This window comes from Sphingomonas panaciterrae, assembly GCF_036890205.1.
GTDB lineage: Bacteria > Pseudomonadota > Alphaproteobacteria > Sphingomonadales > Sphingomonadaceae > Sphingomonas > Sphingomonas panaciterrae.
The window spans coordinates 437,096-460,128 of the sequence record NZ_JAKNQR010000001.1 but is presented as its reverse complement, the minus strand read 5'-3'; the positions used below and the strand labels follow the sequence as shown (position 1 = coordinate 460,128).

19 protein-coding genes are annotated in these 23,033 nt (G+C 66.4%); 12 read left to right on the top strand and 7 right to left on the bottom strand.

Translation table 11 applies throughout. The annotated features are described in order from the left end of the window. Window positions 1-27: 27 nt before the first annotated feature. From L8F96_RS02210 to L8F96_RS02185, 6 genes are all read left to right on the top strand, one after another. Window positions 28-2,421 carry a response regulator gene (locus L8F96_RS02210; protein ID WP_046408886.1) on the top strand — a complete coding sequence of 798 codons (2,394 nt, stop codon included), beginning with the start codon at window positions 28-30 and terminating at the stop codon, window positions 2,419-2,421. 68 nt (window positions 2,422-2,489) lie between these two features. Then, window positions 2,490-2,834, top strand: a complete 345-nt coding sequence (locus L8F96_RS02205; RefSeq protein ID WP_046408965.1) for a response regulator — start codon at window positions 2,490-2,492, stop codon at window positions 2,832-2,834. A gap of 87 nt (window positions 2,835-2,921) precedes the next feature. Then, window positions 2,922-4,643 (top strand): dihydroxy-acid dehydratase, encoded by a 1,722-nt coding sequence (gene ilvD, locus L8F96_RS02200; RefSeq protein WP_334654865.1) that lies wholly within the window; start codon window positions 2,922-2,924, stop codon window positions 4,641-4,643. Beyond that, a complete protein-coding gene (locus L8F96_RS02195) occupies window positions 4,624-5,028 on the top strand; it encodes a hypothetical protein (protein ID WP_082102891.1) in 405 nt (134 codons plus the stop codon). Before ilvD ends, L8F96_RS02195 begins: the two co-directional genes overlap by 20 nt. Then, window positions 5,025-6,386, top strand: coding sequence for a bifunctional ADP-dependent NAD(P)H-hydrate dehydratase/NAD(P)H-hydrate epimerase (locus L8F96_RS02190; protein ID WP_046408887.1), 1,362 nt, complete (start codon window positions 5,025-5,027; stop codon window positions 6,384-6,386). The genes L8F96_RS02195 and L8F96_RS02190 overlap by 4 nt, the downstream gene beginning before the upstream one ends. 35 nt (window positions 6,387-6,421) lie before the next feature. Next, window positions 6,422-7,603: a class I SAM-dependent RNA methyltransferase gene (locus L8F96_RS02185; RefSeq protein WP_334654860.1), complete on the top strand. Its 1,182-nt coding sequence runs from the start codon at window positions 6,422-6,424 to the stop codon at window positions 7,601-7,603. Between the two features lie 10 nt (window positions 7,604-7,613). On the opposite strand, the gene aguB is transcribed toward L8F96_RS02185, so the two are convergent. Continuing rightward, window positions 7,614-8,474, bottom strand: coding sequence for an N-carbamoylputrescine amidase (aguB, locus tag L8F96_RS02180; protein WP_046408890.1), 861 nt, complete (start codon window positions 8,472-8,474; stop codon window positions 7,614-7,616). 179 nt (window positions 8,475-8,653) lie between these two features. After that, a complete protein-coding gene (locus tag L8F96_RS02175) occupies window positions 8,654-9,436 on the bottom strand; it encodes an SDR family NAD(P)-dependent oxidoreductase (RefSeq protein ID WP_334654859.1) in 783 nt (260 codons plus the stop codon). Window positions 9,437-9,650: 214 nt separating this feature from the next. On the opposite strand from L8F96_RS02175, the gene L8F96_RS02170 reads away from it, so the two are divergent. Continuing rightward, complete coding sequence (locus L8F96_RS02170) at window positions 9,651-10,799, top strand: DmpA family aminopeptidase (RefSeq protein ID WP_334654858.1); 1,149 nt, start codon at window positions 9,651-9,653, stop codon at window positions 10,797-10,799. Window positions 10,800-11,033: 234 nt separating this feature from the next. Here L8F96_RS02170 and L8F96_RS02165 read toward each other — a convergent pair whose 3' ends face one another. The 4 genes from L8F96_RS02165 to L8F96_RS02150 form a co-directional block, all read right to left on the bottom strand. After that, the gene (locus L8F96_RS02165; protein ID WP_334654857.1) at window positions 11,034-12,020 is read right to left on the bottom strand and encodes a hypothetical protein; all 987 of its coding nucleotides are present in this window, start codon (window positions 12,018-12,020) and stop codon (window positions 11,034-11,036) included. Window positions 12,021-12,438: 418 nt separating this feature from the next. Further along, window positions 12,439-12,813: a hypothetical protein gene (locus L8F96_RS02160; protein WP_145118599.1), complete on the bottom strand. Its 375-nt coding sequence runs from the start codon at window positions 12,811-12,813 to the stop codon at window positions 12,439-12,441. Between the two features lie 361 nt (window positions 12,814-13,174). After that, a complete protein-coding gene (locus L8F96_RS02155; protein WP_334654855.1) occupies window positions 13,175-14,365 on the bottom strand; it encodes a serine hydrolase domain-containing protein in 1,191 nt (396 codons plus the stop codon). A 398-nt stretch (window positions 14,366-14,763) separates the two neighbouring features. After that, window positions 14,764-15,354: a helix-turn-helix transcriptional regulator gene (locus L8F96_RS02150; protein ID WP_334654853.1), complete on the bottom strand. Its 591-nt coding sequence runs from the start codon at window positions 15,352-15,354 to the stop codon at window positions 14,764-14,766. 376 nt (window positions 15,355-15,730) lie between these two features. Between L8F96_RS02150 and L8F96_RS02145 the strand changes: the two genes are divergently transcribed. From L8F96_RS02145 to L8F96_RS02125, 5 genes are all read left to right on the top strand, one after another. After that, window positions 15,731-16,264 (top strand): hypothetical protein, encoded by a 534-nt coding sequence (locus L8F96_RS02145; protein WP_334654851.1) that lies wholly within the window; start codon window positions 15,731-15,733, stop codon window positions 16,262-16,264. 72 nt (window positions 16,265-16,336) lie between these two features. Then, window positions 16,337-16,906, top strand: a complete 570-nt coding sequence (locus L8F96_RS02140; RefSeq protein ID WP_334654849.1) for a hypothetical protein — start codon at window positions 16,337-16,339, stop codon at window positions 16,904-16,906. A 48-nt stretch (window positions 16,907-16,954) separates the two neighbouring features. Beyond that, entirely contained in the window at window positions 16,955-17,668 is a 714-nt protein-coding gene (locus L8F96_RS02135; protein ID WP_334654847.1) for a fimbrial biogenesis chaperone, read from the top strand. Window positions 17,669-17,714: 46 nt separating this feature from the next. Beyond that, window positions 17,715-20,225, top strand: coding sequence for a fimbria/pilus outer membrane usher protein (locus L8F96_RS02130; RefSeq protein WP_334654846.1), 2,511 nt, complete (start codon window positions 17,715-17,717; stop codon window positions 20,223-20,225). After that, window positions 20,222-21,124 (top strand): hypothetical protein, encoded by a 903-nt coding sequence (locus L8F96_RS02125; RefSeq protein WP_334654845.1) that lies wholly within the window; start codon window positions 20,222-20,224, stop codon window positions 21,122-21,124. Before L8F96_RS02130 ends, L8F96_RS02125 begins: the two co-directional genes overlap by 4 nt. A 451-nt stretch (window positions 21,125-21,575) precedes the next feature. Here L8F96_RS02125 and L8F96_RS02120 read toward each other — a convergent pair whose 3' ends face one another. Then, window positions 21,576-22,952, bottom strand: coding sequence for an ABC1 kinase family protein (locus L8F96_RS02120; RefSeq protein WP_334654843.1), 1,377 nt, complete (start codon window positions 22,950-22,952; stop codon window positions 21,576-21,578). Window positions 22,953-23,033: the final 81 nt, after the last annotated feature.

The following is a 23,033-nucleotide window of genomic DNA, read 5'->3' as shown; positions in this document are numbered from 1 at the left end:
CGCGGCGGGGATTGAAGGGTTGCCGGAATGGCGACGCTGTTTCCCGATACCATGCCCCGCCTGACGCCGCGCGCTGCGCTGGCGACCGCGGTGGGCGCTGGCGTGTTGTCCGCGGCGTTGATCCTGTGGGTGATCGGGGACACGGCGGTTGCGACGGGCTTCCTCGCCGCGGCCATCGTGCTGGGCGGCACCCTGGTGGCGTGGCGCGCGCTGGCGCCCGAACCGCCCGCACCGGGTCCGGCGGTTGATTGGCAGCTGGTCCGCACGCTGGCGCAGGAAAGCGATGATGCGATCGCGGTGACGGATCGTGCCGGGCGCCTTGTCTGCGCCAACGATCGTTTCGAGGAGCTGTTCGGCGGCCTGTCCGCGCCACCCGGCCTGCCGATTGGCGAAGCGGGTGTGGGTGCGCTGGCGGCTGCTGGGCGCGCCGCCTGGCGCGACGGGCGCGCGCGGGTCGAGCATGCCGAAGTCGCGGGACGGGCGATCTATTTCGACGTGCTGCGCGCGGGCCAGCGGCAGGATCTGCTGATCTGGCGCGCGGCATCGCTGATGGGGTCCGACAGCGGGCGCGCGCTCGCGGAGGCGCTGACGGGCTCGCTCGGCCGGCGACTGGCGGAATCGGGCATCATGGCCGCGCTGCTCACGCCGGACGGCCGGGTCATTGCCGCCGATCCGGTGCTGCGGATGCGTGCGATGGGGCATGCCGATGCCGCCGTGGAGGGTGCGGATTTCGCCCGCTTCCTGATCACGGATGAGCGGGGCCTGATCCGGTTCGAGCGCGAGGGCCGCGACGGCAATCCGCTGCGGCTGGTGCAGGTGCCGTTCTCCGACATCGACGGCGCGCCGATCCTGGTCGCGCTGCTCGATGAGGACGAGGCGCCGGTCAGCCTGGGCAGCGGAGCGGCGGCGCATATCCGTACGCTCGTGCAGCTCATGCCGCTGGGCATCGCGCTCGTCGATCGGGACGGCCGGTTCATCGAGATGAACGACGCCTTCATCCGCGCTGCTGCCGTCGATCGCGACGCCCCGCCGCTGTATCCGGGCGACCTGGTGGTGCGTGAGGACAAGGCCGCGGTGGCGGATGCAGTGCGCCGCTTTGCCGGCGGCGGGGCCGCCCATGTCACCGACATTGCGGTCCGTCTGCGCGATTTGCCGGAGGAACCGGTGGTGCTGTCGATCGCCGGCGCGCGGGGGCTGGGCGATGCGGCGGTGGTGCTGAGCCTCAAGGAAAACAACGAGGAATCGCGGCTGAAACGCGAAGTCGCACAGGCGACGAAGATGCAGGCGGTCGGCCAGCTGGCCGGTGGCGTGGCGCACGATTTCAACAACATCCTGACCGCCATCATCGGTCACTGCGACCTGATGCTGATGCGCCATTCGCCGGGCGACAGCGACTATGACGACATCCAGCAGGTGCGGAACAACTCCAATCGGGCGGCGGCGTTGACGCGCCAGCTGCTCGCCTTTTCGCGCCAGCAGACGCTGCGGCCGCAGATCCTGCAACTGCCCGATGTCGTGTCCGAAGTGTCGAACCTGCTGAAGCGGCTGTTGGGCGAGATGGTCACGCTGGAGGTGCGGCACGGGCGTAACCTGGGGCCGGTGCGCGCCGATCCCGGACAGCTGGAGCAAGTGGTCGTCAATCTGGCGGTGAATGCGCGTGACGCCATGGCAGCGAAATATCCGCATGGCGGCGGCAAGCTGATGATCCAGACGCGGTCGGCGACAACGGCCGAGATCCGGCGCCGCGGTCCCGACGTCATGCCGGTCGGGGAATATACCGCGCTGGAGATCTCCGACACCGGCTCGGGCATAGCGCCGGACGCACTGCCCAAGATCTTCGAGCCGTTCTTCACCACCAAGGAGGTCGGCAAGGGAACGGGGCTCGGCCTGTCGACGGTCTATGGCATCGTCAAACAATCCGGCGGCTATATCTTCGCCGATTCCAAGCCGGGGCAGGGCGCGACCTTCACCATCTATCTGCCGGTACACGCCAGCGGTGAGCCGGTGGCGCCGCGGAAGGCCGCGCCAAAGGCAAAGCCCGCCGAACTCTGGGGCACCGGTACCGTGCTGCTGGTGGAAGACGAGGACATGGTGCGCGCGGTGGCGGAGCGTGCGCTGACGCGGCAGGGCTATACCGTCATCGCGGCGGAAAACGGCGAGATCGCGCTGGAGTTGATCGAGCAGCACCCGCGCCCCGATCTGCTGGTCAGCGATGTGGTGATGCCGGCGATGGATGGCCCGACGATGGCGCGGCGTATCCGGCTGCGTTACCCTGACCTGCCGATCCTGTTCATGTCCGGCTATGCCGAGGAGCAGCTGCGCCGGTCGATCGACATCGAGAATGTCGCCTTCATTCCCAAGCCGTTTTCGGTCCAGCAGCTCGCCGAAGCAGCGCGCGAGGCGCTCGGCCAGCAGGGCTGACACGCAATGTCACACGATCGACGTGTGGGGACATTGCGGGAACAGCTTGCGCGTTCTAAGGGCTGATCATGACTAGCCGCGTTCTGCTCGTCGAGGATGAGCCGCTTATCGCCATGATGCTCGAGGACTTTCTCGATGCACTGGATCGTCAGTGTGCCGGAACGGCAGACTGCGTGGAGGCGGCGTTGCCGCTTGTGGAGGCGGGCGGCTTCGATTGCGCCATCCTCGACGTGAACCTGCGCGGGGGTGAGAAGAGCTGGCCGATCGCGGCCGCGCTGGCTGAACGCAACGTGCCGTTCGTGTTCGCCACCGGCGGTGCGGACGACATGATCGCGGAGGAATTTCGCGCCCGCCCGATCCTGCAGAAGCCGTTCACGCTGGACGGGGTGGAAAAGGCGCTGAACGCTCTCTGAGGCAGCGGCCGGATATTTTCGGTCTTGCCGGCCCGCAGGAACGTTCAATGCTTGCTCGGCGGCGCCTTGCGGCATAGCGAGCGGTCCATGACTCAACGTTTCGACAAGGCCCGGCTGCCGAGCCGGCATGTGTCCGTCGGCCCCGAGCGGGCGCCTCACCGCAGCTATTATTATGCGATGGGCCTGACCGAGGAAGAGATTGCCCGGCCGTTCGTCGCGCTCGCCAGCGCCGGCAATGACAGCGCGCCGTGCAACACCACGCTCGATGCGCAGGCCGATGCCGCGCGTCGCGGGGTGGAGCAGGGCGGCGGCATGCCGCGTCGTTTCAACACGATCACCGTGACCGATGGCATCGCCATGGGCCACCAGGGCATGAAGGCGAGTCTCGTCAGCCGCGAAGTGATCGCCGATTCGGTCGAACTGTCCGTCCGGGGCCATTGCTACGACGCGCTCGTCGGCTTTGCGGGATGCGACAAGTCGCTGCCGGGCATGATGATGGCGATGCTGCGCCTGAACATCCCGTCGATCTTCGTTTATGGCGGCTCGATCCTCCCAGGGCGGTTCGAGGGCCGCGACGTGACCGTGGTCGACGTGTTCGAGGTCGTCGGGCGCCATGCGGCGGGTGCCTGCCCGATCGAGGAAGTGCACGCGCTGGAGAAGGTGGCGTGCCCGGGGCATGGTGCCTGCGGCGGCCAATATACCGCCAACACCATGGCATGCGTTGCCGAAGCGATCGGTTTGTCCCTGCCGAACAGCAACATGGTGCCAGCACCTTATACGACGCGTGAGCAGATCGCGGTTGCTGCCGGTGCACAGGTGATGGAGTTGCTGGCGCGAAACATCCGCCCGCGCGACATCTGCACGCGCGAGGCGTTCGAGAATGCTGCCCGCATCGTTGCGGCGACCGGCGGGTCGACCAACGGCGCGCTTCACCTGCCGGCGATGGCGCATGAGGCCGGCATCGAGTTCGACCTGTTCGACGTGGCCGAGATCTTCAAGTCGACGCCTTATTGCGCCGATCTGAAGCCCGGCGGCCAGTATGTGGCGAAGGATATGTACGAGGCCGGCGGCGCCTATATGCTGATGAAGTCGCTGCTCGCCGAAGGCCTGCTGCACGGCGACTGCCTGACCGTCACCGGCAAGACGCTGGGCGAGAATATCGAGCAGGTGACGTGGAACCCGGACCAGAAGGTCATCTATGACGCCAAATCGCCGATCACGCCCACGGGCGGTGTTGTTGGCCTGCGCGGCTCGCTGGCGCCGGATGGCGCGATCGTGAAGGTGGCAGGGATGCACCGCCTGCAATTCGAAGGGCCAGCGCGCTGCTTCGACTGCGAGGAGGATGCGTTCCAGGCGGTCGAGAATCGCGAGATCCGCGAAGGTGAGGCGATCATCATCCGCTACGAAGGGCCGAAGGGCGGCCCCGGCATGCGCGAGATGCTGTCCACCACCGCGGCGCTCTATGGTCTGGGCATGGGCGAGAAGGTGGCTTTGATCACCGATGGGCGTTTCTCGGGCGCAACGCGTGGCTTCTGCATCGGGCATGTCGGCCCCGAGGCCGCGGAGGGCGGCCCGATCGCGATGGTCGAGGACGGCGACACGATCCGCATCGATGCTGAGGCGGGCACCATCGACCTGCTGGTCGAGGCCGACGTGCTGGAGGCGCGCCGCGCGGCCTGGCAGCCGCGTCCCACTGATTACGGGTCGGGCGCGTTGTGGCGCTATGCGCAGAACGTAGGGCCGGCGTACAAGGGAGCTGTCACGCACCCGGGAGCCGCCGCCGAAAGCCATGTCTACGCGGATATCTAGCGCGCTACTGGTCATGCTCGCCGCGTGCGGCGAGGCGCGACAGGACGCACCGGTTGGCGGCGAGCCGACCGCGGTTGCGAGAGGCGGCGAACAGGCCGCGGCGGCCGGACCGGCGCGGCTGCCCTGCGCGCTGGCGAACGCGGGGGCGTTTACCCCCTCGTGCACGGTGGATCGCGCCGAGCGTGATGCCGGCGTCGTCCTCACGCTGCGACACCCGGACGGTGGGTTTCGCCGGCTTCTGGTGACGGAGGATGGCCGCGGCGTTCGGGCGGCCGACGGTGCGGAGCCGGCGCAGGTCGCCTTGGTGGGCAAGAACGTGATCGAAGTGTCCGTGGCGGGTGACCGTTACCGGCTGCCCGCCAGGATCAGCGGAGAGGCGCAATGATCCCGATCGATGGGCAGGCGATGCTGACGGCGGCGGACACCCGCAAGGCTGAGGCGCGCGCTATAGCGGCGGGGGTCAGCGCCGACGAAATGATGGCGCGAGCGGGCGCAGCCGTGGCGGAGCAGGTGCGCCGGCTGGCGGCAGGCGCGGAAGTGCTGGTTCTGTGCGGGCCGGGCAACAATGGTGGCGACGGCTATGTCGCGGCCGCCGCGTTGCGCCGCGCCGGGCTGCCGGTCCGCGTGGCTACCTTTGCGCCGGCGACGACCCCGCAAGCGCGTGCCGCGCGCGAACGCTGGGGCGAGGAGGTGGAGGCCCTGGCGGAGGCGCTCCCGGCGCCGATCCTGGTCGATGCGATCTTCGGCATCGGATTGTCGCGTGCGCTGGACGAGGGGGTGTCGGGCCCGCTGCGCAGATTGATGACGGCGGCGCGGCTCACGATTGCCGTCGATGTGCCGAGCGGGGTGTCGACGGACGATGGCGTCTGCCTCTCCGATCTGCCCCCCGCGAACCTGACGCTGGCGATGGGGGCGGTGAAGCCGGCCCATCTGCTCCAGCCTGCCGCGGCGCAGTGCGGCACGGTGCGCTTCGTCGACATTGGGCTCGAGGCGCCGAGCCGGGTGCGCGCGGCAGCAGCGCCCGTGATCGAGCCGCCCGCGGCGTCGGCGCATAAATATTCGCGCGGGATGGTTGCCGTGGTTGCGGGCGCGATGCCGGGCGCGGGGGCGCTGGCGGCCAGTGCGGCGGCGCGGGCTGGCGCCGGCTATGTCCTGCTGCTCGGCAGCGCGACCGACCGGCTGCCGCATGCGATCGTCAGGCGGCGGTTCACGGCGGAGGCGCTGGAGGATCAACGGATCGGCGCACTCGTGATTGGGCCGGGGCTGGGGCGGGACGAACGTGCCGAAGAGCGCCTAGTTGCGTCGCTCGCCAGCGGGCGACCGCTGGTGATCGATGGCGATGCCCTGCGCCTGATGGATGATCGTCGATGTGCCGGCGCCGCGATCCTCACGCCGCATGCTGGCGAGTTCGAAGCGATGTTCGGCAGGGGTTCGGGCAGCAAGATCGACCGGACCGTCGCCGCGGCAGAAAGGACCGGGGCGGTCGTCGTGCACAAGGGTCCGGACACAGTGATCGCCGCCCCGGACGGCCGGGTCATCGTTCATTCGGGCAGCAGTAGCTGGCTGTCGACGGCGGGTACCGGCGACGTGCTTGCCGGCGTGATCGGCGCGCGATTGGCGGCAGGGCTTGAGCCGATGGAGGCGGCAGTCCAAGGGGTGTGGCTTCACGCCGAGGCGGCACGACGGGCGGGAGCAGCCTTCATCGCCGACGACCTAGTGGGCCACCTGACACTCACGGCATGACCTGCCGTGAAAACGATGATTTGTGAGTAATAGCTGTGAGTGATGTTGATGAGATCGTGCGGGTTGCCGCCCGCGGCGAAGGGGTGACGGCGGATGGGCGCCATGTGCCCTTTGCGGCGCCCGGCGATCGCGTGCTGCCCGATGGTGACATTGAGGCGGGGCCACATCACCAGGTGCCGCCGTGCCGTCACTTCCCCGAATGTGGCGGTTGCCAGTTGCAGCATCTGGACGACGCCAGCTGGAGCCAGTTCATCCTCGATCGGATCAGCAGTGCGTTGGCCACTCAGGGGCTGGAGGCGGCGATCCGGGCGCCGGCGCTGTCGCCACCGCGAACCAGGCGGCGTGCCACGCTTCATGCGGAAAGCTCGGGCCGGATCGGCTTTTCGATGGAGAAGAGCCATGCGATCGTTGACCTTGCCGAATGCCATGTGCTGGCGCCAGAACTGTTCGCGCTGGTCGCGCCGCTGCGGCGGCTGATCCATGTCCTGCGACCGCGCCGTCGGCTGGACGTGCATCTGACGCTGGCCGATCAGGGCGTCGACCTGCTGATCAATGGCGTGATGCCGGAGGGGCTGGCAGCGGCAGAGGCGATCACCGCCTTTGCAGAGGGTAATCGACTGGCGCGCGTGGCCTTCGACGAGGGCTACGGCCCGGAGGTGCGCTGGGAGCCAGAAGCGGTCACCATTACGCTGGGCGGCGTGCCGGTGCCGCTGCCGCCCGCGTCTTTCCTGCAGGCAACGCGCGAGGGCGAGGCCGCGCTGGTTGCCGCGGTACGTGAGGTGGTGCCCGGCGAGGGCGTCGTGGCCGACCTGTTTGCGGGGATAGGCACCTTTGCGCTGGCGCTGCCGGGCAGGGTCTATGCCGCGGAGGCAGGGCGCGAGGCGATCATGGCGTTGAAGGCGGCGGCGGCGCGATCGCATCGCACGGTGTTCACCGAGCATCGCGACCTGTACCGGCGGCCGCTGACCCCGGCCGAGCTTGACCGGTTCAGCGCCGTTGTGATCGATCCGCCCCGCGCCGGCGCCAAGGAGCAGGCGCAGGCACTGGCCGGATCGAAGACCCCGAAGCTCGCCTATGTTTCGTGCAATCCCAGCAGCTTCGCACGTGATGTGAAGACAATGGTCGAGGGCGGCTGGCAGATCGACTGGATCCAGCCGGTCGGCCAGTTCCGCTGGTCAACCCATGTGGAACTGGCCGCCAGCCTGAGCCGGCGCTGACCGGTTGGGATCAGACGTCCGCGGTCAGCCGGCCGTACAGTTCCGGCCGGCGATCGCGGAAGAAGCCGAAGGCGGCGCGGTGGCGCTTCACGCGATCAATGTCGATCGTGGCGGTAATCACGCCCTCTTCCTCGCGGCCAAGCTCGGCCAGGATGTCGCCGCGTTCGTCGCAGATGAAGCTGGTGCCGTAGAAGGTCTGATCGTGTTCGACGCCGATGCGGTTGGCGGCGACCACGGGGACCACGTTGGAGACGGCATGGCCGACCATCGCACGGCGCCAGAGGCGGGCGGTATCCAGCGACGTGTCATGAGGTTCGCTGCCTATCGCCGTGGGATAGAACAAAACTTCCGCGCCCATCAGCATCATGGCGCGGGCGGTTTCGGGATACCATTGGTCCCAGCAGATGCCCACACCGAGCTTCGCGCCCTTGCTTTCGGCCGGGCCGTCCCAGACCTTGAAGCCGGTGTTGCCGGGGCGGAAGTAGAATTTCTCCTCATAGCCCGGGCCGTCGGGAATGTGGCTCTTGCGATAGACGCCCTGCACCTTGCCGTCGGGGCCGATCATCGCGAGGCTGTTGTAATGGTGCGGGCCATCGGCTTCGAAGAAACTGGTGGGAATCGTGACCTTTAGCTCCGATGCCAGCGACTGCATGGCAAGAACGGCGGGGTGCTCGGCCGTCGGGCGGGCGTTGGCGAACAGCCCTTCATCCTCGACCCGGCAGAAATATTCGCCCTCGAACAATTCGGGCGGGAGGATGACCTGGGCACCGCGCGACGCCGCTTCCCGAACGAGGCGGGAGACGTTGGCGATGTTGGCGTCCATGTCGGCGGAAAAGGCGAGCTGAAGCGCGGCGACGGTGATTTCGGTCATGCGCGGCCATGTAGGAGATCGCGCCACCGGCCGCCACCCTGTCGCGAACGGCCGGCCGCCGGCGCCCGACCCGCGGCCTGCCGGCGGCCTCGCGTGCGACCGCACTGGCGACAATTGGCCTGTTCGCGGCCTGTCGTGGCCAGATCGCGCGAACAGGCCGGTTTTCGCGCCAAATGCGATCAATAGATCGTGTAGCCGCCGTCGATCGTGAACGTGTCGCCGGTGTGGAATCGCGAGGCATCGGAGGCGAGATAGACGGCGAGGCCGCCGAAGTCCTCCGGCTCACCCCAGCGGCGCATCGGCACGCGGGAAATGACCTTTTCATTGAAGCGGTCATTGCCCTGCGCCCGCGCCGTCATGTCGGTGGCGATCCAGCCCGGGAGGATGGCGTTGGCGCGGATGCCGTGGCGGGCATATTCGACCGCGAGGCCGCGCATCATCGGGAGCAGCGCGCCCTTGGTCGCGGCATAGGCCTGGTTGCGTGGCGCGCCGTGCACCGCGGAGGTGGAGGAGGTAGCGAGCAGCGAGCCGCCGGGATCGCCATCCTTTGCGCGGGCGACCATGTGGCGGGCGGCGGCGCGCAGCGTCCAGAACACGCCGTCGAGATTGACCGCCAGCACGCGGCGCCAGAGGTCGGTGCTCATCGTGTCGAAGCTGTCGGCGCCTTCGCCGACGCCGGCATTGGCGGCGACGAAATCGAGCCGGCCGAGTGCCTCCAGCGCGCGCGCCACGCCGGCATCGACTGCCGCCTCATCCGCCACATCGACCCGGTCGACGATGATTCGGGTGCCGTGCTGCGCGAGGCGCGCCTCGGCCGCCTCGTTCTTGGCGGGATTGTTGCCCCAGATGACCACATCGGCCCCGGCCTGCGCCAGCGCATCCGCCATGCCGATGCCGATCCCGCCATTGCCGCCGGTGATCAGCGCGGCGCGCCCGCTGAGGTCAAAGGGTGTATAGGCCATGGTCTCTCTCTCCCATCGTTCTTGTCGCGGAGGAGCCTAGCCGCGTCGGGGGGCAGGACGCCAGATTGGAGGGCCTGTCACTTTTGGCATTGGCGCAGGCGGGCGATGCTTTTCATAGGTGGGCGTGATGCAACAGGAACGACAAGGCGCGGAGCGGGGGGCGGATGATGCCGAGCCCCGCGTTGCGGCGACAGAGGGGGAAGAGGATTTGACCTTGGGCAAGACAATCGCGGCGGCCGGATTGCTGGCGATCACCTCCGCCGCGGCGATCGCGGGGCAGGGCGGCAAGGCGGAGGCGCCGCGCGCGCGGGAGGCGGGGGTGACGATCGGCGTGCTGCCGGCAGGGCCGCGCAACGCGATCACCGATGTCGCCGGCGTGCGGGTGGGGCATGTCACGATCGAGGAGGGGCGCGACGTGCATACCGGCGTCACCGCCGTCGTGCCGCATGGCGGCAACGTCTTCCGATCGCGCGTGCCGGCGGGGTTCGTCGCCTATAACGCCTTTGGCAAGTTCGCCGGGTCGACCCAGGTCGTGGAGCTGGGCGAGATCGAGACGCCGATCCTGCTGACCAACACGCTGAACGTGCCCGAGGCGATGGCGGCGGCGGTCGAATGGACGCTGGCGCAGCCGGGCAACGAAAAGGTGCGATCGGTGAACGCGGTGGTGGGGGAGACCAACGACGGCTTCCTGAACGACATCCGCCGCCGGCGCGTGACCATCGCCGATGCGCGCCGCGCGATCGAGGCCGCGCGCGAGGGGCCAGTGGCGGAGGGCGCGGTGGGCGCGGGCACGGGAACGGTCGCGTTCGAATATAAGGGCGGGATCGGCACGGCGTCACGCCGCTTGCCGGCCGCAATGGGCGGCTGGACGCTCGGCGTGCTGGTGCAGAGCAATTACGGCGGGGTGCTCAACATCGCCGGCGTGCCGGCGGGCCAGCGGCTAGGGCGGCACGAGTTCGCCGGGCGGGTGGAACGCGGCACGGCGGATGGATCGGTGGTGATCGTGATCGCGACCGACGCGCCGCTTTCCGACCGCAACCTGCGCCGGATCGCCGAGCGCGCGTTCATCGGGATCGGGCGGACCGGATCATCCTTCTCCAACGGATCGGGCGATTATGCGATCGCCTTTTCCACCCATGCGGCGGTGCGCCGCGAGGAAGGGAAGGCGGGGGCGGTCGGTGCCACGGCGGCCGAGCTGCGCAACGAGGCGATGTCGCCCTTGTTCCAGGCGGCGGCGGAGGCGACCGAGGAAGCGGTGATCAACTCGCTGTTCGCCGCCCGGACGGTGACGGGGCATCGCGGCACCGCCGAGCAACTGCCGCTGGACAAGGTGCTGCCGTGGGTTGCTGGCGCGGGGAAGTGAGGGCCGTTCGCCTCAAACCGCCTGCGGGCTCAGGAGGTAGGCAGCGCACCAAGATGTCTAAAGGCCGAGGCAGGGGTAGTCGAACTTAGGCTCCCGGCCCCCCGCGCCGCTCGATGCGGGCAAACAGCGCCGCCAACGGGCAGGCCTGCGGCATTAACTTTGATGATGCCGCAGGCCTGACATCTCGCTCGCTCAAGGATCACTAGGAAGCTGAGCTAACCTTGTAACTGTTGCTTAAGCTACCGGCGAGCGTGAGCGACGCTGATGCCGCTCGATTGCGACCAAGAGGAAGAAGAACATCAAAACCAGAAAGCCGCCGGCGATCAGGATTGACTGTGAGAGCCCGTTCCAGCCTGCAGCCTGGCCACGAACGATCTCGTCGCGCTGAGATGCCGCCTCGCTGGCGTTGCGCTCTCTCCGCTCAGCTAAGAGCTGGAAGTAGCGATCCTGATACCCCTTCAGCACCTCGCTCGGTGAGGCGATTCCATCCGGGTAGCGCATTACCTGTACTGTCTCAGTGTACGGAACTTCGACGCGACGAGTGACCGCGCAGCCGATGGGGGACAGGTACCAATTCTCACAATTGTCGCTGAACGTGTCCCATCCGCGCCGGGTCTCGACGCGGGTCCGCTGCACTTGCGTCGCCACCGGGCGCTTTGTGGCGGTGCGATAGCGACTCAGACGTTCAACGGTCTGCTTGGAATTGGCTGCCTGAGTGACGATCGGCAGGTAGCCATCAAGATCCTTTCGGTCCTGCTCGAATGAAAGATCACCGCTCCGGACTGCGTCAAGTCGTGCGGAAGAGTTGATGGTTAGATCGTCAAACTCCCCGATAGTCAGCTTCTTGTCGTCATCACGAAGGCTCGGCTGAAACTTTTCCCTATAAAGGGCGAAGTACTTTTTTACGAACGCGTCGTAATAAGCGCGCTCCCTTCGAAGAACGTCGACGTTGGCCCCGGCGCGAGGGGCATCGGTCTTCGTCGAAGCCTCGCTGGCAACGATCTCGGCGACTGACACGACACTGGGCTTTTCCACTACGGAATCGGGTGAGCGCATGACCCGCATCAAACTGTATGCCGCCCACCCGGCCGCACAGATCAGCAGCACTGTAGCCACGATCAGCAGGGCCGCACGCAGTACTTTGAGATAAAGCGCTTCGATCCGGTCGAGCGCCGACGTCGTCCGACTGAGCAGTACCGAATGTTCCGGTATAGCGTCCATATAATCCCCCTATCTTATTGCACCTAGCCCCCCAGGTGCACTGGCTATCTGCCAAGTCGCGCAAGTACTTGCAATTGGGATGAGTGGAGTAATTATATACGGCTGTCGCTAGGGCCGGGTGCAACAAGACGGGTTGGTTAGTAATTGGGACGTCACAACTTCATGGTGCAAGAACATATATGATGGCATCGAAACGCCATCGTTTGTTCCATATTTTAACTTAAAACGCCGCTTTCTCGGCGGCTATTCCTACATTCGTAGGCTACGTCATACATGGGGAGGATGCGCCAGAATTGCATTTTAAAGCGGCCTTTTCGTCTCAGCCGATCAATAGAACGTTTCCCAAAATGCTTCTGAAGGTCATGGCGCAGAAGCGGCGCGTCCTCCGATCCTGAATGCTGCGAACGCTCGTTGTGCATCATGACACGTAAATTGTGCCTGTTGGAACCGGCTCCCAATCCTCACCCCGGGGCATAAGACGGTATTGCGTACCGTTAGCTCCGAGGTTTCCGTAGGCTGCCCCACCCCAGAAGGTGAGAATGCCGTCTGCATCGCGTGCCTCCACTCGCACCGTATACAATATTGCCTTTGCGCCATTTTTGATGACGATCGGCTCGACACCGAAGCTGCACTGAGATGCCGGGAAGGCCGGCAGACGCAGCTTGGCCGATAGCCGCGCGATGGTTGGCGCAGGGGCATTCACCGTGACGCGGTCCCCCAGCCCCTGCATTCCCACGCAGACGGCGGCTTTGATCTGGGAGGGTCGAGCCTGCTTGACGGCGGCGTCGAACATGGCGTCGATCTGGGCACTGGTGAGACCGCGTGTATCGGCCACGATTGGCGCGGAGGGGCCGGGTTCGCTGTCAAAATTTGGCCCGGGAACGGCGGGCGGTGCAGGCGGCTGGGCGGAAGGGGACTGATCGGAAGCGATAGTGCTAAGGTGTGCCGGTTCATCGCGGGGATGTGGCGAAGCGGATTGGCACCCGAGCAGGAGCGGGGCGGCGAAGAGCGGAACTGATACTGAGGCTGGCGCCCATCGCATGTTCATTTGAGGCTCTCCCGCGATACCTTGATCCTGAACCTAAATGCCTGTTCTCACTAATAAGTCATGCCGGACATCTTGCCCGATGTGGGGACTAGATCGGCGTTCGCTGTCAAGAGGCGCTGGCCTTGCCGCGCGGACTGAGGGCGGCGGGCAGCGCCTCGCACAGGCGGTCGGTGGCCAGGGCGATGCGGGATTCGGCGGTGGTGCGGTTGGAGGGGGTGTTTTCGACCGCGCGCGTTTCGGTGTTGAAGGCGAGCAGGCTGGCGGCGCGGCGGGCGGGGCAGAGGCTGAGATAGGCGCGAAAGCCGTTCTGGTCGCCATTGTGGCCGATGAAGGTGAGGCCGCCGGGGCCCTGGTCGATGAAGAAGGACAGGCCGGCCTTCGTCGTGGGTGCCATTCGGCCTTGCGAATAATCCTCGCCGGCGGCGATCTGCGGTGCCCACATTTCCTCCAGCGAGGATCGCTTGAGCACCAGATCGTGCCGCGCCGCGGCGGCGGGATCGCCGAGGAGGAAGGCAGCATATTTCGCCATGTCGGGCATGGGCGCGTTCAGCCCGCCGTTGGAGACGGTGACGCCGGTGTCGGCATCGAACGGCGCCTCCACCCGCTTGCCATCGCGGATCAGATAGCTGTGCGAGAGGTGCGGCAGGAGGTGCGGCGGGGTGCGATCGAAATAGCTGTCGTACATGCCGAGCGGGCGCAGGATGTTCTTGTCGACATAAACCTCCCAATCCTCGCCCGAGAGGCGTTCGATCACCTGGCCGAGATAGACGATGCCGGGGTTGGAATAGCTGAAGCGGCTGCCGGGGCGGAACTGGACCTGGGTGTAGGGGAGCATGGCGACAAGCTGCGACCAGCGCGCCGGCTCGAACGGTTGCCACGCGGCCTCGCGCCACGGCCAGGTGGGGCCACCATAGCCGGCGGAATGGCTCATCAGGTGGCGAAGCGTGACCGCATCGTTGCTGCCGTGCGGATTATGCACGGCGGCAAGCTCCGGCACGTAGCGGGTGATCGGATCGTCGAGCGTGAGCAGGCCGCGATCGCGCAATTGCATGATCGCGATGCCGGTCATCGTCTTGGTGATCGACGCCCAGTGGAAGATCGTGCGCGCATCGACCGGGGTGCGCGTGGCGGCGTCCTGATAGCCGATATGGTCGGCGACGGCGGTGCGGCCATCGCGAAGGAAATAGAAGCTGCTGCCAACGATCCCCGCCTCCGCCACGACGCGGCGGTGGGTGTCCCGGAATTCGCCGAGTGCGCGGTCGAACGATGCCGGCGCGGCGGTAGCAGGGAGCGGCATCAGTGCGGCGCTAAGCAGGGCGGGCGGGATGAGGGCGGCGGGGATGAATCGGGCGGGCAAGGGGAGGCTTCCTGAAGGCAGGGGACGTTGGGTCGCCAGAACGGCGTTTGGGAGGGTGGTAGGATTGTGCGCAGATGTCGAGGCGTATGATTGCCATGTCCGCGGGTGTTTCGCGCATGGTTCGGCAGATGCTGCCCCGCTGTATGCCGCCGCTGTGAAACGACCGACCGCAACCTGTTTGCAACCTTTTGCGCGAAGTAATAGTTTCAACGATGCGACTGGGTTTCTTCCCTGGATCGCCGTGGGCGGGATAAACGATGTTCGTCGTCGTCTCCAAACAGACGACGAATATCGCCCGCCCAGATGACCGCCTTCGCAGATCGCCCAGTTAGGGTGGTTCAGGCGATTCGAAACGGCAGCATGCGTTGATAGAATTTTGTCTGGCTGTTGACCGACATCTTTGCATAGATGCTGCGCACATGCGTTCGCACCGTTGGGGTGGCTAATCCCAGTTCGATGGCAATGTCCTGCGCTCCAAGGCCGCGCGCCAGCGCGTCGGCGATCCGAGCCTCAGCGGCGGTGAGCCCGAAGGCCTCGGCGTAACCGGAATAGTGCGGAGCCGGGAACACGCGGCCGCCCGCAAGAGCCAAGCTGACCGCCCAGCAATTCTCTTCGGGCGGCTGTTCCAGGTGCAAACCTTTCACGATGATGAAATTTTCTGGCTCCACGGAGGGGCGGCACAGGCTGAAGCGCGGCGCTCCAGTTGTCAGCGCAGCGTCGAGGTCAGCAGAGAGTTCGGGCACATGGATGGTGAGGACGCCGCCAGTTATTGAAAGACCGGCATTTAATGCGGCAAGTTCAGCTGCAGCCTGATTGTGCCAAAAGATCAAACGATCCTGACGGATCAATACCTTGGGCTGGGGATCTGCTTCCTTCCATGCCCGAAACACACTGCCCGCGCTGGCAGCCACAAATTCGCCCTGCATCATCCTCGCCATTATCGTTTTGACGGTTTTGCGATGTGCGTTCCGGCGCGACAATCGTTAATTGTTTACCCCGCTCAGCATTGTCCCAGGGCGAGACAGAGTCGTTTCGGCTCGGGGCGTGCGGTTATCACCGTGCAATGCGCCGGCGCTGTAAATAACTGAAAAGAAAAAGGTTATATGTCGACTGAACCGGTCGGGTTAGCGGCTGTTTGTTCGCGTCTAATCAATTGTGATGATGTTGGCACGCAAGGCGGCTGTTAATGACTTATTTACCGAAGGAGAGGCGAGTCGCAGCGCGGCGCTTCCCCTGAGGATGGGGGACTTCTTGGAGACGAGGTTCCCCGCTCTAACAACCGTTTAGATCCAGGGAAGAACCTACATGACCAAGATGCTTGCTGCGGCTTTCGCCGCCACCACTCTGCTTGCCTCGCCGGCTCTGGCGCAGTCGCAGTTTGCTCCCGTCAATCCGGGCAACAATGATGGCAAGGCCGATCTGTCGATCATTGGCAAGATCGCCCTTTCGTGCACCGTCAGCCCCGACGAGCGGACGGTTCAGGTTGACCTCGACTCGACCGACGCGCAGACCGCGGGCAGCCTGACCTACAAGTGCAATGGCGCCAACGGCTTCACCCGCACGATCAAGTCGGCCAATGGCGGCCGCCTGAATGGCCCGGCGAACAGCTTCGTGCCGTACACCGTCTCGCACTCGGGCGGTTCGGGCATCGCGATCAGCACGCCGGTGTCGCTGGCGACCACCTACACCAACAGCCTGTCGTCCTCCGCAGCGTTCGTGAATGGTCAGACCGGTCAGCTGCGCCTGATCGCTGCCAAGCCCGCCACTGCGACCGACGGCAACCCGCTGTTCGCCGGCACCTACACGGACACGATCGTCGTTTCGATCGCTGCCAACTGAGCAGGGCTTTGGCCTGAGCCAAGATCGGGGCGGCTCTGCGAGCCGCCCCGTTTCTGACTGGAGAGTCCGGCAATGTCGCGGTGGTGGTCTATTTCCTTGTGCCTGCTGGGCCCGCTCCTTTCGGTGACGGCGAGCGCGCAAGCGATCAAGCGATCCGATCTGCAGCAGCGCGAAGACAGCTACCTGTCGCGCGACAAAGGGGGCGAGGTGGCGCTGCTGATCCGCGGAGACAATCCGCTGCAATGCGGGATCGTTTTCGACGAGGCGACCGCATCGGTCGATCTTACCGCCAGACGTTCGTACGAAGTCGGCGTGCGCATGAACTGCAATGCGCCATTTCGCATGACGGGCCGCGCGACCAACGGCGCGCTGCGCAACGTCCAGTCCTTTTCACCTGGCGACCGGCGGACCTACCTTGATTATTCGATCGCATGGCCGGCGATGGTGACCAACGGGGGTCAGGCGCTGGCCCCGCAATTCTCTGGCCCCGGCAACAATTGGGCGCGGGGCGTCAACTATTCGTCGGGGACGTCGGTCGTCCAGCAATCGGGCCAGATGCGGATCGAATGGGAACGCCCCGGCGAATTGCTGGCGGGCACCTATACCGAAACGTTCACGGTCGAGCTTGAGCCGATCAACTAAGAGTTCACATCGCCCGGGGGGGCGCAGTGGCGAAGGGGAGGGTGCGTAATGAGGAAGCTTCTGGGCCTGTTGATCGGGGCGTCGGCCATGCTGGCACCGGCGGCGGCCCATGCGCATCGCGTGTACCCGATGACGTACGAGCTGGCGCCGACCGGATCGGCCGCGTCCACCGTACTGCGGGTTGAGAACACGACCGACCGGCCGATCACGCTGGAGATGAAGGTGGAGCGGCGCGCCTGGGACGAAGCCGGCAACGAGACCCGCACCGCAGCCGACGACGACTTCATCATCCTGCCGCCGCAGATGATCGTTGAGCCGGGAAAGACGCAGGCGGTGCGCGTGCAATATGCCGGGCCGCCGCTGGCCGATGATACTGCGATGTACGTCGTAGGCGTCAACCAGGTACCGGTGCAGGATCCCAATGCAGAGACCGGCGTCCAGTTCGTCATCAACTTCGGTACGGCCGCCTATGTGGTGCCGGCGGGTGCCAAAACCCTGCTGAACGTCGTCTCGGTCGAGCCCGCAAGCGAGCCGGGGATGATGAAGGTCACGCTGGAAAACGCCGGCGCACGTCATGCGCCGCTGGGCAACACCACCTTCACCTTCACCAACGGGGCAGGACAGCGCATGGTGCTGACCGGTGATCCGTTGCGCGAGGCGCTGGTTGCATCCGTCGTTCCGTCGCATGGGCGCCGGGTGTACATGATCAAGGCGAGCGAGGGCTTCGCCACGACCGGTCCGCTCCAGTTGGCGATCCGCTGACCACCCTGCGCAGCGAGCGATCGAGATGGTAAACCGGATCCCCCGCGTGCGGAAGGCATTGCGGTTGCTCGCCGCGGGCGCAAGCGTCGCGGCGCTGTCGACCCACGCCGCCGTGGCGCAAAGCGGGGCAAACGCCGTGGCGCCCGCCGCCGCGCCTGCCGCAGGCGCGGTTCCTGGCGCCCCCCCTGCGCAACCGCAGCGCACGATCGACGTCAACCTGCCGCTGGAGCTGAACGGCTTCTACCTAGGGGACATCGCCGCCAAGGCGACGATGACCGGCGAGATCGTCGCCGTCGACGCGCCGCGCTTTCTGGCTTTGGTCAGTCCTCGGCTGGCGGAAGTTGCCGCCGCGGCCCTGGCGGCCCGCGTCGCCCAGGCCGGCGCGACTGCGTCGATCGAAGCGCTGGCGATCCCGGGCATAGCGGTCGAATATGACACCGGCGACCTGAAGCTGGTCGTCACCGTATCGGCGGACAGCGCGCGCGCGCAGGATGTCGCGCTGGCCCCGTCCATCATCGACAAGCCGACCGACACGACCATCATGCCAGCGGATTATGCCGCCGGGGTGAACCTGTTTGCGTCCAAGGCATTTACCCATCGCGGTGTGGCGGGCCCAAGTACGCGCGGGTTCCAGCCGACGACGGTGGGGATCGACAGCTTCGTCAATTTGGGCGGGATCGACGGCGTCACGATCGTTCACCAGTCGACGTTTCAGGATGGGCCGGATGGACGTTATACCCGCGGCCCCATCACGCTGCTTCACGACGACTGGCGCAACGCAGTGCGCTATGCCGCCGGTGACGTCGATCCGTTCCCCTTGCCGCTGCAGGGCGCCACACCGCTGGGCGGGTTGCTGATCACGCGCGCCTACGCGGACCTGCAACCAACACGCAACGTCCGCCCCGCGGGACGCACCAATTTCATCCTGGAACGCGACGCGATCGTTGAGGTCGAGGTGAACGGCGTGGTCACCCGAACGCTTCAGCTGCGGGCCGGAACCTATAATCTCCGCGACCTGCCGTTCACCGAAGGGTTGAACGAGGTTCGACTGCTGATCCAGGATGCGGCCGGGCGGCGCGAGATCGCGTCCTTCTCCCGATCGTTCACGTCGACGCTGCTGGAGCAGGGGATCGACGAATTTTCCTTTGCCGTGGGCATGCCACGCATCGGGACGATCGGCGGTTTTACTTACCTGACCGAACCGCAGGTTACCGGGTTCTACCGCGTGGGGCTGACGCAGAGCCTGACCTTGGGCGTGAACGCTCAGGGCGACCGGTTCACCCAATTGTTCGGCGGCGAAGGCCTGCTGGCGACACGACTGGGCACGTTCCGCTTCGAGGCCGCGGTCAGCCGGACGCGAGGCGGCCGAACTGGCATCGCTACGACAGCAGGCTGGATCCGGTCGTTCATCCTAGGAGGCAATCCCGGCGAGATCGAGGCGCTATGGGATCATCGCAGTCGCGACTACACGACGCTCAACCAGGGGCGGTTTGGCACCGACCTGGTGGACGATGTCGCGGTGCGATACCGTCAAGCGCTGTCCGGCGGCTTCTTCGCCAATGCAACCTTCGGACGATCCGAGCGCCGCCAGGGTGTCGACGAGACCCGCTGGTCCGGCGGGTTAAGCCGGGGGTTCGGGCCGTTCTTCCTATCCGTCCTGTACGAGGGGCGGCAGCGTGATCGTCAGCGCGTCGAGCATGCCGGTTTCCTGAACCTGAGCCTTCGCCTAGGCACGCGGGAGAACGTTACCGCACGCTATGCCACGCGCGAGGACCGATATCGGCTGGAATATGAGCGCAGCGTCACTAACCGGCTGGGCGACTGGGGTATCAGGGCAGGGCTTGGCGGTGCCGATGGCGAGCGCAGCCTGCAGGGACAAATCGACTATTTCTCCAACCGTGCCGAGGCGGGGGCCCGCTTCGACCTGTTTGACGACACGCTGAATGGCGTGCGCGCACGCCAGACAACGCTGCGCCTTGCCACCGCGATCGGGTTTGCAGACGGGGCGGTCGCCGTGGGCCGGCCGTTCCGCGACGGATTCGCCGTCGTGCGGGGGCACCGAACGCTGGATGGGGCGCCGATCGATGTCAGCGCCGGCGTCGCGAGCGAAGTTTATGCCCGCACCGGCGCGTTGGGGCCCGCGCTGGTCAGCACGAGCCGTGCCTATCAACGCAACCCGATACGGGTGGACGTTGCCGACCTGCCGGCCGGCTATGATCTGGGCGCGGCGGCATATGAGCTGTTCCCGGGCACGCGAAGCGGGTTCAAGATCACGGTCGGGTCCGACGCGTCGCGCACGGTGATGGGCGTTTTGGTCGATGAAGAGGGTGCTCCGATCGTGCTGCTGAGCGGAGAGATGCGATCGTTGGACCGTCTTGGAGAGAAGCCGGTGGCGCTGTTCACCAATCGCACCGGCCGCTTTGTCGCGTCTGCCGTTCGCCCGGGCCGCTATGTCGTCGAGATGGACGGCAAGCAAGCCGAGGTGACCATTGCCAAGGACCGGATCGGGTTGGTCGACGCGGGTCGGCTGCGCATGGAAAAAGGGTCACTACCATGATGGCACGCGAGAAATCATGTCTGGTCCTCCTGGGGCTGATCGGCTCCGCCGCGGTTGTAACCCCCGCTTGGGCCTGTGACCCGCAGGTCAGCCGGGTGTCAGCGCCGCGCAATGCCCCATACGAACCCTTCGCGCCGGACGTGGCGGTCTATTCGCTCGATATCGACATCCGGAACAGGGACGATGACCGCTGCGAGCTGCAGCTGGTAGCACTCAGCACGTCCCCGGGGCAGAGAAACCTGATCGGATCGGCGGGCGGGGGACGCCTGGCCTATGACCTGACCATCGGCACTGGGGTGCGGATCCCCAACGAAGAGGCGGCGACCTTTGGCGCGCCAATTGTGCTGACACCCAAAGCAGAGCAGACCGTGCGCCTGCAGCTGCGAATCAACCCGGGGCAGGTGGTGCCGAGCGGCCATTATGATGAACAGCTTCGGTTGCGGATCATCAGCAAGAGCGGCGGCGTGCGCACCAACGAACGGCAGGTGCCGGTCAGCGTGCAGGTCCAGTCACGCGCGCAGGTCAACATTGCCGGTACCGCGGGCAACTTTTCCGCCGGGGTGCGCAGCGCGCGGCTCGACCTCGGCTCTCTGGAGCGGGGGGCCACTGGCCGCATGTTCATCCAGGTTCGGGCGAACGAGCCGGTGACGCTGCGGCTGGAATCGCTAAATCGCGGTCGCCTCACCCACGTTCAGGCGGCCGACCAGTCAATTCATTACGAATTTTCGGTCGACGGACAAAGGATCAACCTGGCGGCACCGACAATACTCAGCCGGCGTCCGCCGCGTACGTTGGACGGAGCCGCTTACGAAGCCCGCACCACCGTTGCCCCTGTGGAAGGTCGCTTGGCGGGCGAATATCGCGACGTTGTGACCGTAAGCGTAGACGCGACGGGATAAATGCACGCCGATCGGCGTTTAGAGTTTCTCAAACCAAGCCGGTTAGTCCCGTCTGGTTGGAGGGCATATGCCGATCTTCGTAAACACCGGATTAATCTTAAGTGCGCTCACCGCTACTCCCGCCGTTTCGGAGCCGCAGCGGTATGAGGCGACGTTTCGGATTTCGGGTATCATCCCGGTCCGCTGCTCTGCCGCAGTGACGAGCGTCGAACGACATGCCGGGTCTCTTCGCGTTCATGTTAGCGAGGATTGCAACACGCCGTATCGCCTCGTCGTACGGGTGATGGATACGGCGGGGACCGGCGAGGATCGAAGTCTGACCCTGCAACGCCGAGCGTTCACCCGGGGATCCGTGATCGACCTTCCCTATGAGGCCTCCGCTGCGCCCTTGGTGCAGCTGTACGCTGAAGTATGAGCGTCGTGCTTTCCTAAATTGATTTCTGCCGGATCGTCAGGGCGGCGGGGGCGCGTCGGTTGCCTCCGCGGCGAGGGTGCGCACGTCGACGCGCGCCTTCAGCCGGGCGGCGAGGAGGGCGGTGCCGCTGACCTTGCGCTGGACGAACAGGGTCTCGACGTCGGGGACGTGCCAGGTGGCGCGATCCTCGATCATCGCCTTGGCTTCCTCGCGGATCACGGGGACGAAGGCGCGGTCGCCGAAGTCGAAGGGGCCGGGGCGGTGGATGGTGGCGTCGACCGCCGCGATCATCCGGTCGACCGCCGGGCGGTGCGCCGCCGCTGCGCGGACGCCGATGAAGCCGGTCTCGATCGCGACATCGCGCATCGCGTCGCGATCACGTGCGAGGCCGGCGTGGATGAGGCGGGTATAGGCGTCTGCGGTGGCGGCGGGCACGGCGCGGGTGGCCCCGAAATCGAGCAGCACCAGCCGGCCGGTGTCGGGTTGCCAGCGGTAATTGGCGAAATTGGGGTCGGTCTGCATCACCCGGAATTCGAACAATTCGCGCAGCACGAGGCTGACCAGCGCATCCATCGCGGCATCGCGCGCGGGCTGGTCGGCGCCCTCCAGCGTCTCGATCGGGCGGCCGTCGATGAACTCCATCGCGAGCACGCGGCGCGTGGTGAGCGCGGGTTCGAGGCCGGGGACGACGTAGCGATCGTCGCCGGCCAGACGATCGCGATAGGCGCGCATCTGTTCGCCCTCGCGCAGGTAATCCGCCTCCTCGCGCAGCTGGCGCTTCGCCTCGGTGAGGAGCGGGGCGATATCGAGCGTCGAGGGGAGGAGGCTCGAGACGCGCAGCAGCGTCGCGACATTGTCGACATCGGCGTCGATGCTGTTCGCGACACCGGGATATTGGACCTTGATCGCGAGGCGCCGGCCGTCGGGCAGGGTGGCGCGGTGGACCTGGCCGATCGAGGCGGCGGCGATCGGCGTTGCCTCGAACCGGGCGAAGCGGCGGCGCCAGTCGGCACCCCATTCGGCCTTCAGCACCTTGTCGAGCTGTTGCGGGGGCATGCGATAGGCCTGGTTGCGCAGCCGGGCGAGGATGGTGGCGAGTTCGGGCGGCAGCATGTCGCCGGCGTCCATCGAGATCATCTGGCCAAGCTTCATCGCTGCGCCGCGCAGGTGCGACAGGCGATCGGCGACGCGGGTGGCGTTGGCCGGGGTCAGCACCAGATCGCCGAGGCGCGGCCGCTCCCCGGCGGCGAGGCGGCGTGCGCCCTCCGCCAGCATCCCGCCCGCGACGCCGCCGGCAAGCCGCCCGAAGGTGCCGAGCCGGGCGATGCGGCCCGACGGGATCGCGCGGCCGGGGGTGGCAGGATCGGGGGCGTGGGGATCGGGGGGGAAGGGATCGGAAGGATCGTCGGTCATCCCGCTACGACTGGCGGGGGCGGCAATCGTTCCGCTGGGGCGGGGCTGGATCGGGGAACCGTAGCCGTGGCCGCGCCTTTC

Excerpts from the sequence above, each read along its gene's own strand:
- L8F96_RS02210 (WP_046408886.1), top strand. The coding sequence starts at position 28 with ATGGCGACGCTGTTTCCCGATACCATGCCCCGCCTGACGCCGCGCGCT.
- L8F96_RS02205 (WP_046408965.1), top strand. The coding sequence starts at position 2,490 with ATGACTAGCCGCGTTCTGCTCGTCGAGGATGAGCCGCTTATCGCCATG.
- ilvD (WP_334654865.1), top strand. The coding sequence starts at position 2,922 with ATGACTCAACGTTTCGACAAGGCCCGGCTGCCGAGCCGGCATGTGTCC.
- L8F96_RS02195 (WP_082102891.1), top strand. The coding sequence starts at position 4,624 with ATGTCTACGCGGATATCTAGCGCGCTACTGGTCATGCTCGCCGCGTGC.
- L8F96_RS02190 (WP_046408887.1), top strand. The coding sequence starts at position 5,025 with ATGATCCCGATCGATGGGCAGGCGATGCTGACGGCGGCGGACACCCGC.
- aguB (WP_046408890.1), bottom strand. The coding sequence starts at position 8,474 with ATGACCGAAATCACCGTCGCCGCGCTTCAGCTCGCCTTTTCCGCCGAC.
- L8F96_RS02175 (WP_334654859.1), bottom strand. The coding sequence starts at position 9,436 with ATGGCCTATACACCCTTTGACCTCAGCGGGCGCGCCGCGCTGATCACC.
- L8F96_RS02165 (WP_334654857.1), bottom strand. The coding sequence starts at position 12,020 with ATGGACGCTATACCGGAACATTCGGTACTGCTCAGTCGGACGACGTCG.
- L8F96_RS02160 (WP_145118599.1), bottom strand. The coding sequence starts at position 12,813 with ATGTTCGACGCCGCCGTCAAGCAGGCTCGACCCTCCCAGATCAAAGCC.
- L8F96_RS02155 (WP_334654855.1), bottom strand. The coding sequence starts at position 14,365 with ATGCCGCTCCCTGCTACCGCCGCGCCGGCATCGTTCGACCGCGCACTC.
- L8F96_RS02150 (WP_334654853.1), bottom strand. The coding sequence starts at position 15,354 with ATGATGCAGGGCGAATTTGTGGCTGCCAGCGCGGGCAGTGTGTTTCGG.
- L8F96_RS02145 (WP_334654851.1), top strand. The coding sequence starts at position 15,731 with ATGACCAAGATGCTTGCTGCGGCTTTCGCCGCCACCACTCTGCTTGCC.
- L8F96_RS02140 (WP_334654849.1), top strand. The coding sequence starts at position 16,337 with ATGTCGCGGTGGTGGTCTATTTCCTTGTGCCTGCTGGGCCCGCTCCTT.
- L8F96_RS02135 (WP_334654847.1), top strand. The coding sequence starts at position 16,955 with ATGAGGAAGCTTCTGGGCCTGTTGATCGGGGCGTCGGCCATGCTGGCA.
- L8F96_RS02125 (WP_334654845.1), top strand. The coding sequence starts at position 20,222 with ATGATGGCACGCGAGAAATCATGTCTGGTCCTCCTGGGGCTGATCGGC.
- L8F96_RS02120 (WP_334654843.1), bottom strand. The coding sequence starts at position 22,952 with ATGACCGACGATCCTTCCGATCCCTTCCCCCCCGATCCCCACGCCCCC.